12 protein-coding genes and 1 riboswitch are annotated in these 12,763 nt (G+C 61.8%); of the genes, 7 read left to right on the top strand and 5 right to left on the bottom strand.

Features of this window, described 5'->3' with window-relative positions:
* Positions 1-69: 69 nt before the first annotated feature.
* Positions 70-582 carry an SLOG family protein gene (locus H8S34_RS00480; protein WP_101693417.1) on the bottom strand — a complete coding sequence of 171 codons (513 nt, stop codon included), beginning with the start codon at positions 580-582 and terminating at the stop codon, positions 70-72.
* Positions 583-768: 186 nt separating this feature from the next.
* Positions 769-903, top strand: a riboswitch (FMN riboswitch).
* Between the two features lie 107 nt (positions 904-1,010).
* Here H8S34_RS00480 and H8S34_RS00485 point away from each other — a divergent pair.
* The 6 genes from H8S34_RS00485 to dinB all read left to right on the top strand — a co-directional run bounded on the left by H8S34_RS00485 (position 1,011) and on the right by dinB (position 8,175).
* Positions 1,011-1,637: an ECF transporter S component gene (locus H8S34_RS00485; protein ID WP_101693418.1), complete on the top strand. Its 627-nt coding sequence runs from the start codon at positions 1,011-1,013 to the stop codon at positions 1,635-1,637.
* A gap of 384 nt (positions 1,638-2,021) precedes the next feature.
* Entirely contained in the window at positions 2,022-3,047 is a 1,026-nt protein-coding gene (gene pheS / locus H8S34_RS00490) for a phenylalanine--tRNA ligase subunit alpha (RefSeq protein WP_186962764.1), read from the top strand.
* Between the two features lie 80 nt (positions 3,048-3,127).
* A complete protein-coding gene (gene pheT, locus H8S34_RS00495) occupies positions 3,128-5,812 on the top strand; it encodes a phenylalanine--tRNA ligase subunit beta (protein ID WP_101693420.1) in 2,685 nt (894 codons plus the stop codon).
* Positions 5,813-5,939: 127 nt separating this feature from the next.
* A complete protein-coding gene (locus H8S34_RS00500; RefSeq protein ID WP_101693421.1) occupies positions 5,940-6,188 on the top strand; it encodes an IreB family regulatory phosphoprotein in 249 nt (82 codons plus the stop codon).
* 120 nt (positions 6,189-6,308) lie between these two features.
* Positions 6,309-6,827, top strand: coding sequence for a nitroreductase family protein (locus tag H8S34_RS00505; protein ID WP_186962765.1), 519 nt, complete (start codon positions 6,309-6,311; stop codon positions 6,825-6,827).
* Positions 6,828-6,948: 121 nt separating this feature from the next.
* Positions 6,949-8,175, top strand: a complete 1,227-nt coding sequence (gene dinB, locus H8S34_RS00510) for a DNA polymerase IV (RefSeq protein ID WP_101693423.1) — start codon at positions 6,949-6,951, stop codon at positions 8,173-8,175.
* 44 nt (positions 8,176-8,219) lie between these two features.
* On the opposite strand, the gene H8S34_RS00515 is transcribed toward dinB, so the two are convergent.
* Genes H8S34_RS00515 through H8S34_RS00525 form a run of 3 tightly spaced genes read right to left on the bottom strand, consistent with a single transcriptional unit; the run spans position 8,220 to position 10,384 of the window.
* Complete coding sequence (locus tag H8S34_RS00515; protein WP_101693424.1) at positions 8,220-9,104, bottom strand: radical SAM protein; 885 nt, start codon at positions 9,102-9,104, stop codon at positions 8,220-8,222.
* 12 nt (positions 9,105-9,116) lie between these two features.
* Entirely contained in the window at positions 9,117-10,193 is a 1,077-nt protein-coding gene (hisC, locus tag H8S34_RS00520; RefSeq protein WP_101693425.1) for a histidinol-phosphate transaminase, read from the bottom strand.
* Positions 10,190-10,384, bottom strand: coding sequence for a DUF951 domain-containing protein (locus H8S34_RS00525; protein ID WP_101693426.1), 195 nt, complete (start codon positions 10,382-10,384; stop codon positions 10,190-10,192). The genes hisC and H8S34_RS00525 overlap by 4 nt, the downstream gene beginning before the upstream one ends.
* A 209-nt stretch (positions 10,385-10,593) precedes the next feature.
* On the opposite strand from H8S34_RS00525, the gene H8S34_RS00530 reads away from it, so the two are divergent.
* Entirely contained in the window at positions 10,594-11,523 is a 930-nt protein-coding gene (locus tag H8S34_RS00530; protein ID WP_243207862.1) for a S1 RNA-binding domain-containing protein, read from the top strand.
* A 95-nt stretch (positions 11,524-11,618) separates the two neighbouring features.
* Here H8S34_RS00530 and H8S34_RS00535 read toward each other — a convergent pair whose 3' ends face one another.
* Positions 11,619-12,746, bottom strand: a complete 1,128-nt coding sequence (locus tag H8S34_RS00535; protein ID WP_101693428.1) for an ABC transporter ATP-binding protein — start codon at positions 12,744-12,746, stop codon at positions 11,619-11,621.
* Positions 12,747-12,763 lie beyond the last annotated feature (17 nt).

The raw sequence follows: 12,763 nt of genomic DNA on the forward strand, positions 1-12,763 counted from the left end.
TTGGCCCCAAAAGACGCCGGGTCTATATTTTTTCTCCGGGAGGCTGTTTCCAACGTTGGAGCGGTCCCTCTATCCTTCCGGCTCCTCCGGGTCCAGCAGGACCACTTTAAGCCCCTGCTTCATGGCGTAGGAGACGGTATACATGGTCCCCCCCAGCAGCCCGTCGTACACGGCGATGAGGCGGGAAGAGCGGTCCACCATGTAGCGGTTGCGCCGGAGCATGCATCCCTTGTCATAGTGCCGCTGCACCATGGTCTCCTTGTCGCAGTGCCCCACCAGGTCAAAATAGCGGTTTCTGGCCCCCTCGCTCCAGCGGGCGCACTGCTCTTCGCAGGGGATGGCGGCCTCTACCGTAACCCCTGCCCGCCGGTCCCGCAGGGCAAGGGCCGCCTCGCAGAAATAGAAGTCCGCTCCCTGGGCCATTCCGCAGATAAAGTGGCGGTATCCGTCCCGATACGCCGCCTCCAGTTCCCGGTCGATCCGGGCCTTGAGGGCGAGACAGCGGGGGTCCTCCTCCCGATTGCGCCAGGGCAGCTTCTCGGGCCGGTGCCCGGTAAAACAACACGTGGTGTCGCGGTCCATTCTTCTTCTCCCTTCTGCCGGACATCGGATGGATCCTCTCTTGTTCCCATCTCCATGCCTGTTATTTTAGTATATCCCCCTGCGGAAGTCAATTATTTATCGAACATTAGTTTCTTTTTCTTTCTCTCATTTTGGGGGTTGCATTTTCGAGATGTCCTGCTATAATAAAAACAGAACAACTGAATGTGATGTCTTCAGGGCAGGGTGAAATTCCCGATCGGCGGTATAGTCCGCGAGCGCGCTTGCGCAGACCCGGTGTAACTCCGGGACCGACAGTGACGTATCCTTTTGGATGCGAAGTCTGGATGAAAGAAGATGTGTCCGCTGGGAAGTGGTTCCCCACTTCCAAACACGCACCTCCTGTTTTGTGTTTGACACCTGAAAGACATGGGCTTTCAGGTGTTACTAGCAAAAAGGAGTGTTTTTTTATGTCCAACCCCCAGAACACCACCGCCGGCGTCTTTCCCCGCCGCAGCCTGACCCGCGTCCGCGCCCTCACCGTGACCGCTATGCTCTCGGCCATCGCCTTTGTGCTGATGTTCCTGGACTTCTCGGTCCCCCTGATCCCCAGCTTTGTCAAGATGGATATTTCTGAGCTGCCCGCTCTGCTGGCCGCTTTCGCCCTTGGCCCGGTCTACGGCACGGTGGTCTGCCTGGTGAAGAACCTGATCCACCTGATGATCACCTCCACCGCCGGTGCTGGTGAGCTGTGCAACTTCCTGCTGGGCGCCAGCTTCGTGATCCCCGCCGGACTCCTCTACCGCCGGATGAAGTCCCGCAAGGGCGCGCTCATCGGCGTGCTGATCGGCTCGGTCATCATGGCCCTCTTCTCCATCCCCCTCAACTACTATGTGACCTATCCCATCTACTCCAACTTCATGCCCATCGACGCCATCCTGGGAATGTACCAGGCCATCCGTCCCTCGGTCAACAGTCTGCTGGAATGCCTGATCGTGTTCAACGCCCCCTTCACCCTGGTCAAGGGCCTCATCGACGCCGCCCTGTGCTTCCTGATCTACAAGTCCCTCTCCCCCATCCTGCACAAGGGTATGTAAGTTTCCATCCCGCCGTACCGCTGGTGCGGCGGGATTTTTTCGCCTTTTTTCGGAAAAGCGGGAAGTTCTCCTTGCAATTGAGCCCAAAACGTGCTATATATTATCTTACATGCAAAGAAGGGGAAAATAACGGTTTTCGACCCATCAGAGAGCATCCGTCACCGGCTGAAAGCGGATGTTGGCGTCCCGCCGTTTGGTTCGCCCCGGAGCGGCCCTGGAGACAGGGACGGTTTCCCTCCGTTACCGGGGTCAGAGTGCCCGCGCAGTGCGCGGGAATGCGGGTGGTACCGCGGAAGGTTGGCCTTTCGTCCCATAACTTGGGGCGGAGGGCTTTTTTGCTGCCCTTCCCCTCACAGTCTACAAATGCTTAAAGGAGCGTACGATATGAAAGAGAAGCTGGAACAGATCCGCCAGGAGGCGCTCTCCGCCTTTGCCCAGGCCGGCAGCGCCCAGGACCTGGATGCCCTGCGGGTCAAGTACCTGGGAAAAAAGGGTGAGCTCACCAACGTGCTCAAGATGATGGGATCTCTCTCTGCGGAGGAGCGTCCTGTGGTGGGCCAGATGGCCAACGAGGTCCGTGAGGCCCTCACCGCCGCCCTGGAGGAGCGTCAGGCTGCCCTGGAGGAGGAGGCTCTCGACCAGCGTCTGGCCGCTGAGGCCCTGGATGTGACCATTCCCGGCAAGGCCCCCCATCTGGGCCACCGTCACCCCATGTATATCGCCCTGGACGAGCTCAAGGATATCTTTGTGGGCATGGGCTTCACCGTGCTGGACGGCCCCGAGGTGGAGCTGGCCGAGTACAACTTTGACAAGCTCAACGCCGAGGAGGGCCATCCCTCCCGCGACTGGTCGGACACCTTCTATTTTGACCAGGACAGCCGGGTGATGCTCCGCTCTCAGACCTCCCCCATGCAGGTCCGCGCCATGGAGACCATGGAGCTGCCCATCCGCATCATCGCCCCCGGCCGGGTGTACCGCAAGGACGAGGTGGACGCCACCCACTCCCCCATGTTCCACCAAGTGGAGGGCATGGTCATCGACAAGGGCGTCACCATGGCCGACCTGAAGGGCACCCTCAACACGGTGGTGGAGCAGCTCTACGGCAAGGGCACCAAGACCCGCTTCCGTCCCCACCACTTCCCCTTCACCGAGCCCTCCTGTGAGATGGACGTGCAGTGCCACAAGTGCGGCGGCGTGGGCTGCCCCACCTGTAAGGGCGAGGGCTGGATCGAGATGCTGGGCGCCGGTATGATCCACCCCAAGGTCCTGAAGATGGCCGGCATCGACCCGGAGGTCTACTCCGGCTGGGCCTTCGGCATCGGGCTGGAGCGCACCGCCATGCGCCGCTTCAAGATCGCCGACCTGCGCCTCATCTTCGAAAACGACGTGCGGTTCCTGGAGCAGTTCTAAGGCGGCCCTCCGCAGCCGCAGGGGCGGTCAGAGGCCGTCCCCACGATGAAAAGCCTGATGTGATAAGGGAGTTTTAAGATATGAATCTATCTCGTAAATGGCTCGGCGAGTTTGTCACCGTCGACGCCTCCGATCATGATTTTGCAGAGGCCATGACCCTGTCCGGCTCCAAGGTGGAGACCACCGAGAACCTGGGCGCAGAGATCTCCAATGTGATGGTGGGCAAAGTGCTGTCCATGGCCCGCCACGAAAACAGCGACCATATGTGGGTCTGCCAGATCGACGTGGGCGAGGCCGAGCCCGTTCAGATCGTCACCGGTGCCTGGAACGTCCATGTGGGCGACCTGGTCCCCGTGGCCCGGCACAAGTCCACCCTGCCCGGCGGCGTGAAGATCGAGAAGGGCAAGCTGCGCGGCGTGGTCTCCAACGGCATGCTCTGCGGACTGTCTGAGCTGGGTCTGGAGGAGCGGGACTTCCCCTATGCCGCCATCACCCCCGCTGCCCTCCTGAACGACTACCATCCCCTGGATGCGGACAAGCCCTCCATCCCGGCAGACATCCAGCCCGGCCACAAGGTCTTTGGCCCGGTGATCTGCGCCAAGGTGCAGGCGTGCGAGACCCAGCCGGACGGCAGCTTCCGCGTCTCTCTGGATCTGGGCGAGGGTACCGCCGACACCACGACGGCCTGCCCCAACCTCCACGAGGCGGATCTGGTGGCCTACAACACCAAGTCCGGCTCCATCTGCACGCTGGAGGATCTCCACGCGCAGCAGGCGGAGTTCCCCCACTGCATCCCCGACGGCATCTTCATCCTCCGGGAAGAGTGCAAGCCGGGCGACGATATCAAGGGTATCATCGGTCTGGACGACTCGGTGGTGGAGTTTGAGATCACCCCCAACCGCCCCGACTGCCTCAGCGTCATCGGCCTGGCCCGGGAGGTTGCCGCCACTTACGGCGCGCCCCTGCGCCTCCACACCCCCGTGGTGAAGGGCGGCGGCCCCGGCAATCTGATCGAGCTGCTGGATGTGGAGACCCCCGATCCCGACCTGTGCCCCCGCTACACTGCCCGGATGGTCCGCAACGTGAAGATCGGCCCCTCCCCCAAGTGGATGCGGGAGCGGCTGCGCGCCATGGGTGTGCGTCCCATCAACAACATCGTGGATATCACCAACTATGTGATGCTGGAGTACGGCCAGCCCATGCACGCCTTTGACTACCGCTATGTGAAGGGCGGCAAGATCATCGTCCGCCGGGCCAGCGAGGGCGAGGAGCTCACCACTCTGGACGGACAGGTCCGCAAGCTCAACGCCAATCACCTGGTCATCGCCGACGAGCATCGCGCCGTGGGCCTGGCCGGCATCATGGGCGGTGAGAACAGCGAGATCGTCTCCGACACGGTGGACGTGGTGTTCGAGTCGGCCAATTTCGACGGCACCTGCATCCGCAAGGGCGCTCTGGCCCTGGGCATGCGTACCGAGGCCAGCGCCAAGTTTGAAAAGGGCCTGGACCCCATGAATACCCTCCCCGCCGTGGACCGTGCCTGTGAGCTGGTGGAGCTGCTGGGGGCCGGCGAAGTGCTGGACGGAGTCATCGACATCCTCAACTATGTGCCCCACCCCCGTGTTCTCCCCCTGGAGCCCGACAAGATCAACGCCCTGCTGGGCACCGAGATCTCCGGCGAGGAGATGGTCTCCATCCTGAAGAAGCTGGACTTTGGAGTGGAGGACGGCATGGTCACTGTCCCCTCCTGGCGCGGCGATGTGGAGGCTATGGCCGATCTGGCCGAAGAGGTGGCCCGTTTCCACGGCTACAACAATATCCCCACCACCCTCATGCGGGGTCAGACCACCCGGGGCGGCTACTCCCCCGAGCAGGAGCTGGAGCGCTCTCTGGGCCAGACCTGCCGCAGCCTGGGCTATGACGAGATCATCACCTACTCCTTCATCAGCCCCACCTACTATGACAAGATCCGCTGGGCGCCCGACGATCCCCGCCGTGCCTCCATGCGCATCTGCAACCCCCTGGGCGAGGATACCTCCATCATGCGCACCACCATTCTCCCCTCCATGCTGGAGATCCTGACCCGCAACTACAACTACCGCAACAAGTCCGCCCGCCTGTATGAGCTGGGCCGGGTCTACTTCCAGCGGGAGGACGGCATGGCCGACGAGCCCAAGGTCCTCTCCCTGGGCGCCTACGGCGGCGGAATGGACTTCTACACCCTCAAGGGTGCGGTGGATTCCCTCCTCTCCTCGATCCGGGCCGAGCATGTGACCTATGAGGCCGTGTCGGATAACCCCTCCTACCATCCCGGACGCTGTGCCCGGGTCCTGGTGGACGGCCGCGAGGTGGGCGTGCTGGGTCAGATCCATCCCCTCACCGCCCGGAACTACGGGGTGGACGCTGAGCTCTACTGTGCAGAGCTCTCCTTCCCCGCTCTCTTTGCCGCCAAGGGGGCCGATCCCCAGTATGTGCCTCTGCCCAAGTTCCCCGCCGTCACCCGTGACATCGCCGTGGTGTGCGACGAGGCCGTCACCGTAGGCGCGCTGGAAGATTCCATCCGTCGGGGCGCCAAGGGTCTGCTCAAGGAGGTCACCCTCTTTGATATCTACCGCGGCAAGGGCGTAGACGAGGGCAAGAAATCGGTGGCCTTCAGCCTGGTCCTCCGTGCCGATGACCGCTCCCTCACCGCCGAGGAGGCCGACGCCGATGTGGCCGCCATCCTGAAGGCCCTGGAAACCGAGCTGGGCGCCGTGCTCCGCTGAACAGAATAAACCGCCTTCTATTCCACAAACTACTTCTTAATGTTTCGTGAATTTTGGTCTGGCCCCTTTACACTCCGCGTTTTTTCAGTTAAAATAGGGGACAGAAGCATAAGGAGGTGTGATTGTCATGCATACGGATTATACACGCAGATTCAGTCTCAATTATGAGAAGGATCAGGAGATCAAGGACATTCTGACCTCTGTCTATAATTCTCTGCAGGAAAAAGGGTATAACCCCATCAATCAGATCGTGGGTTACATCCTCTCGGAAGATCCCACTTATATCACCAACTATAACAATGCCCGTGCGCTGATCCGCAAGCTGGATCGGGACGAGCTTCTTCAGGAGCTGGTGAAGCAGTATCTCAATAGCTGAGCAGACGGAGGGTCCGGTTTTACCGGGCCCTCCGAGATTTTTATTTGCATTTTGCAGAAAAAAGGTATAAAATGGATGTATCTAAATGCGGCACTGCCGCTTCTGTCATGAGGTGATTGTATGGAATTCTTTGAAACTGTTGCCAAGCGTTACAGCCACCGGACGCCCTTTTTGGACCAGCCCGTGCCAGACGCCGATGTCCGCAAGATCGTAGAGGCCGGTATTCAGGCCCCCTCCGGTCAGAATTGCCAGACCACGTCCTTCGTGGTGGTCACCGATCCCGACCTGCGCAAGCGCATCTCCGAGGTCCTCTCCACCCCCGCCACCCAGACGGCTCCCGTCATCCTGGTGGTGCTGAGTGAGCACGTGGTGGCCCCCTGCGGTATGGCCTTCGAGGTGGAGGATTATGCCGCCTCCGTGGAGAATATGCTCCTGGCCGCCACCGCCCTGGGCTATGCCACCGTCTGGATGGACGGCATGACCAAGGCCCCCGCCGCCTGTGCGGCCATCGCTTCCCTCCTCCACGTTCCCGAGGGAAAAACGGTGCGTACCATTCTCCCCCTGGGCGTTCCCGCCGAGGGGGGTGAGCCCAAGCCCCGCAAGTCCTTTGAGGAGCGGGCCCACTACAACCAGTTCTAAGATCCAGACGCCGGTCCCCCTAAAAAGGGACCGGCGTCTCTTTTTTTGTTATAGAACATTCGTTTGACATAGGACACGGAATCTCTTATAATAGAATCCAGAACAACAAGGGGGGAGCGCCATGGACCGGGTCATTCTGCACTGTGATCTCAATAGCTTCTACGCCTCGGTGGAGCTTCTGGACCACCCGGAGCTCCGGGAAAAACCGGTGGCCGTCTGCGGCGATCCGGAGAGCCGCCACGGAATCATCCTGGCCAAAAATGAGCCCGCCAAGCGCTTCCAGGTCCGGACCGCCGAGACCATCTGGCAGGCCAGGCGCAAATGTCCCCAGCTCATCCTCCTCCCCGCCCACCGGGAAAAATACCGGCACTTTTCCCGGGCCGTCAACGCCATCTATGAGCGCTATACCGATCTGGTGGAACCCTTCAGCATTGACGAGAGCTGGCTGGACATGACGGGCTCCCTCCACCTCTTTGGCGGCGACGGAAAGGCGGTGGCCGATGAGATCCGCTCCGTGGTCCGCCGGGAGACCGGGCTCACCCTCTCGGCAGGGGTCTCCTTCAACAAGATCTTTGCCAAAATGGGGAGCGACTACCGGAAACCGGACGCCACCACCGTCATCTCCCCCGAAAATTTCCGCACGCTGCTCTGGCCCCTCCCGGTCACCGATCTCATCTTTGTGGGCCGGGCCGCCGCCCGGACCCTGGAGCAGTACGGCGTACACACCATCGGGGATCTGGCCCAATTTGACCGGGAGGCTCTGGTGCGAGTCCTGGGCCGTCAGGGCGTGACCCTTCACGCCTATGCCAGCGGCCGGGAGCACAGTCCCGTGGTCCCGCTGCGGGATATGCCGCCCCCCAAGTCAGTGGGCAACGGCATCACCTTCCCCCACAATCTGGTGGGCTGGGAGGAGCTCCGCTCCGGACTGGCCCTCCTGTGCGACAGCGTGGCCGGACGGCTGCGGGAGGTGGGTCTCAAGTGTACCACCGTCCAGATCACGATCCGGGACCCCTCCTTCCGGGACATCTGCCGCCAGAGCCGGCTGAACGCCCCCACCTTTGTCACCCGGGAGCTGCTGGACGCCTCCTTTGCCCTGCTCCGGGGTGTCTGGCGGGCGGAGGCCCCGGTGCGGGCCCTCACGGTCACGGCCCAGCACCTGATCCCGGAGGACGAGGCCGCCGAACAGCTGGACTTTTTCTCCGCCGACTCCCTCCCCCGCCGAGACCGGCTGGAGCGGCTGGAGCGGGCAGTGGATCAGGTTCGCCGAAAATATGGACACGACGCCCTCTCCCTGGCCTCCTCCGTAACAGGAGAAACCCCACCCTCGGATCCCCAGGTTCCGCTATGACAAAAACGCTTCCGGACAAAAGTCCGGAAGCGTTTTTCAAGCGATTACAGTCCGCGGCCGTATTCGCTGCGCAGCAGCTCCTGGTCCTCCAGGGCCAGATCGATGGCCGAGAGCATGGCCTGCCGGTCCTCGGGCAGACCACCCTTGAGGGGCAGATAGTTGGAAGCGTGGTCGCAGGTAAAGTGCAGCGGGTCCACGTCCAGGTGCTCCAGCAGGAGACGGGTCTCTTCCAGGGCCTGGGGCCCGGTGATGAGCTGGAACTCTCCCCGCTCCACCTGCTCCCCCATCTCGGTGCCCGGCTCAGGCATATAGGTGAGAGCCGAGAGATGGCGGGGCTTCATCTGGTTCATCATCTCCGCCGTGGCCAGGATGTGCCGGCGGGAGGGCTCCCCGGGACCGGCCAGTCCCAGCAGAACCATGACCCACAGGTCCAGGCCCGCCTCCCGCAGGCGGATGCCGGCCTCCAGCATCTCCTGCGCGCCCACACCCTTCTTGATGGTGTGAAGCAGCTCATCCGAGCCGGTCTCCACCCCCAGATAGACCCGGTACAGTCCGGCCTCCCGCAGGGCACGCAGCTCTTCCGGGGTCTTGGTCAGGGCCGAGCGGGGACCGGCGTAGGCGGTGACCCGCTCCAGCTCCGGGAAGGTATCATAGAGCTTTTTCAGGATGGCCAGCAGCTGCTCGGTCCGCATAATGACGGCGTCGCCGTCGCACAGAAAGACCCGCTTGACCGGCCGGCCCATCCGATTATAGTAGGCCCGGGCCATCTCGATGTCCTCAAAGATATCGGCCATGGGGCGGATGTGGAACTGCTTGTCCTTGTACATGCTGCAAAAGGTACACTTATTATGGGAGCACCCCACAGTGACCTGGAGCAGATAGCTCCGCCACTCTCCGGGGGGACGGTAGATATTTCCTTCGTAACGCAAGGGATTTCCTCCTTATTTCTGTGCTTTGTCACGGCCGAGTGTCTGACGCAGGACCTGGATCAGCTGCTCCATCTCCTCTTCGGTGCCGATGGTAATCCGCAGATAGTCCTCAATGCGGGGCTTGCCCCACCAGCGGACCAGGATGCCCTGTGCCCGCAGGGTGTCCAGCAGCTCCTTCCCTCCCCGCTCCGGATGGGAGACAAAGAGGAAGTTGGCCTGGGAGGGACAGACCCGGAAGCCCAGCTCCTCCAGAGCGGCGGCCGTCTTTTCCCGGGTGTCCATGATGCGGCGGCGGTTTTCCTGGAAATACGCCTCGTCCTCCACCGAGCCCTGGGCCGCCGCCAGGGCGATCCGGTCCAGGGTATAGGAGTTAAAGGAGTTTTTCACACAGTTGAGGGCCGCGATGAGATTGGGGCTGCCCACCGCATATCCCACCCGCATCCCTGCCAGAGAGCGGGATTTGGACATGGTGCGCACCACCAGCAGATTGGGATACCGGTCCAGCAGGGAGAGGGCCGACTCTGTCCCGAAGTCCACGTAGGCCTCGTCCACCACCACCGCGGCGGTGGGATTGCCTGCGGCCAGCCGCTCCACCTCCGCCAGAGGCAGAGCAATGCCGGTGGGGGCGTTGGGATTGGGCAGGATCACGCCGCCGTTGTTCCCCAGAAATTCCTCTACCGGGATGTTGAAGTCCTCCCGCAGAGGGATCTCCCGGTAAGGGATTCCAAAGAGTCCGGCGTAGACCGGGTAAAAGCTGTACGAGATATCCGGAAAGCAAATGGCCCTCGCCGGATCGAAGAGCCCCTGGAAGCAGAAGGCCAGCACCTCATCCGAGCCGTTGCCCACAAAAATCTGCTCCGCCTTCACCCCGTGATAGGCCGCCAGTGCGGCGCGCAGCTGCCCGGCCTCCGGATCGGGGTACAGGCGCAGCCCCTCCCCCACGGCCTGTTTTGCCGCCTCCAGCGCCCACGGCGCGGGCGGATAGGGATTTTCATTCGTGTTGAGCTTGATGAACGTCCGGTCCTTGGGCTGCTCCCCCGGCGTGTAGGGGACCATGTCCCGAATGCGGCTGCTCCAAAATTCTTTCATGTCTCCGGCCCCTCATTCCGCTTGATTTTTTTGATATTCTTCTCCGCCTTGCTGCGGGGGAGCATCAGTTCATGTCCGCAGCCGGCGCAGCGCAGCTTGAAATCCATGCCAACCCGCAGGACGAGCCATTCCCGGCTTCCACAGGGGTGCTGCTTCTTCAGCTCCAGCACATCGCCCACCCGTACATCCATGGCAGTTCATCCTCTCCATTTATTACTTTACTTCGCTGCATTATTATATCCCATGAGGCGGTCGGACGCAAGCCCCATTCTCGTGGCCTCCCGGCCACACAGCCGTAGGTATTATTATAAATTCCCCGTTCTTTTCTGTCAATTCCGGGTTGCGGGGCGCATATAGTGCTCTATAGACCCCTATTGGATATTGAAAGGATCTGGTCGTTTTGACACGCTTTTTCCTGCCTGAGGGCCATCGCCTGCACACGCCAGAGAACCGTGCCGCCTGTTCCTCGCCGGAGGGACTGCGCCGTGCCATGGAAACAAAGACCGTACTGGAAGGGACCGCACTGCTCTGTGACGCCGAACACAACCTGACGGTCTCCCTGGGAAACGGCCGCCTGGCCACCATCCCCCGGACCGAGGCCGCCCTGGGCATCGCGGAGGGGACCACCCGGGACATCGCCATCCTCTCCCGGGTCGGGCGGCCGGTGTCCTTCCTGGTGGATTCCATACCGGAGGCGGGCGGGCGGCCCATCCTCTCCCGGCGCAGAGCCCAGCGCATGGCCCTGGACCTGCTGCTCACCCAGGCCCGGCCGGGCATGGTACTTCCCGCAGTGGTGACCCACCTGGAGCCCTTCGGGGCCTTCGTGGACCTGGGCTGCGGGGTCACCTCCATGATCGGCATCGAAAATATCTCAGTCTCCCGGATCTCCCATCCGGGACAGCGCTTTACCATCGGACAGTCTATCTATGCGGTGGTGCTGGACATAGATCCCCAGCGGGAGCGCATCTACCTCACCCACAAGGAGCTGCTGGGCACCTGGGCGGAGAATGTACGCCCCTTTCACCCGGGCATGACGGTGCCAGGTATCGTGCGGGGAATCAAGGAGTACGGGGCCTTTATCGAGCTCACCCCCAACCTCTCCGGGCTGGCCGAGGCGCGGACCGACCTCACGGAGGGGGAGCGGGTGTCGGTCTTTCTCAAGTCCATTGCCCCCGACCGTATGAAGATCAAGCTTCTCGTCATCGACCATCTGCCTCCGGAGCCACCTGCCCCCCTCCCCTATTTCATCACAGAGGGACGCATGGCCTACTGGCGCTATGCCCCGGCGGGCTGTACCCGTGTGGCGGCTGAGACGGTTTTTCTGGATTGAGCCATGACGCAAAAAGAACCCTGGCCCAATGGGCCAGGGTTCTCATTTCTCAACACACAGTCACTTTTGAAAGATGCGCAGTCCGCCCGCCTCTATTACTCCAGAGCCAGCAGGTTGGCCTCGGTCTCGGGGTTGAAGAGGTGCAGCAGGTCATTGCGGAAGGTGAAGTGGACCTGGGTACCATAGTTGATACCGCCGCGATGCTCCTCGGGCAGGTCGGTGGTGGGAACACGCAGCACCACGTCCTTGCCGCTGGCATTGACGTGCAGGTGCACCTCGGAGCCCATCATCTCGGACACGTCCACCACGCCCTTGACGCTGGTCTCGGAGGGCTCGGACACGAAGGAGATGTGCTCGGGACGCACGCCCAGCGTGATGTCCATGGGAGCCACGTTCCGGGCCTTCAGACCGGCCTGGATCTTCTCACCGGGGGTGATCACAGCGCCCTGGCAGCGGACCACATACTGGTCGCCGTTCTTCTCCAGCTTGGCGTCGAAGAAGTTCATCTGAGGCATGCCGATGAAGCCGGCCACAAAGATGTTGGCGGGATGATCAAAGACCTCCTGAGGCGTGCCGATCTGCTGGATGAAGCCGTCCTTCATGATGACGATACGGTCGCCCAGAGTCATAGCCTCGGTCTGGTCATGGGTCACGTAGATAAAGGTGGTGTTGATGCGCTGACGGAGCTTGATGATCTCGGCACGCATCTGGTTGCGGAGCTTGGCGTCCAGGTTGGACAGCGGCTCGTCCATCAGGAAGACCTGGGGCTCACGCACGATGGCGCGGCCGATGGCCACGCGCTGGCGCTGGCCGCCGGAGAGGGCCTTGGGCTTGCGCTGGAGGTACTGGGTGATATCCAGGATCTCGGCCGCCTCTTTCACCCGCTTGTCGATCTCAGCCTTGGGCAGCTTGCGCAGCTTCAGGGAGAAGGCCATGTTCTCATACACGGTCATGTGCGGATACAGGGCGTAGCTCTGGAAGACCATGGCGATATCGCGGTCCTTGGGCTCCACATCGTTCATGCGCTTGTCGCCGATGAGGAGATCGCCCTCGGAGATATCCTCCAGGCCGGCGATCATCCGCAGGGTGGTGGACTTACCGCAGCCGGAGGGGCCGACCAGGACGATAAACTCCTTGTCCGCAATCTCCAGGTTGAAGTCGTGCACCGCGGTGACCTTGTTGTCGTAGATCTTCTTGACATTCTTCAGGCTGACAGTTGCCATAGGTTGAGGACCGTAGG

The organism is Pseudoflavonifractor hominis, assembly GCF_014288125.1.
GTDB classification, from domain to species: domain Bacteria; phylum Bacillota; class Clostridia; order Oscillospirales; family Oscillospiraceae; genus Pseudoflavonifractor_A; species Pseudoflavonifractor_A gallinarum.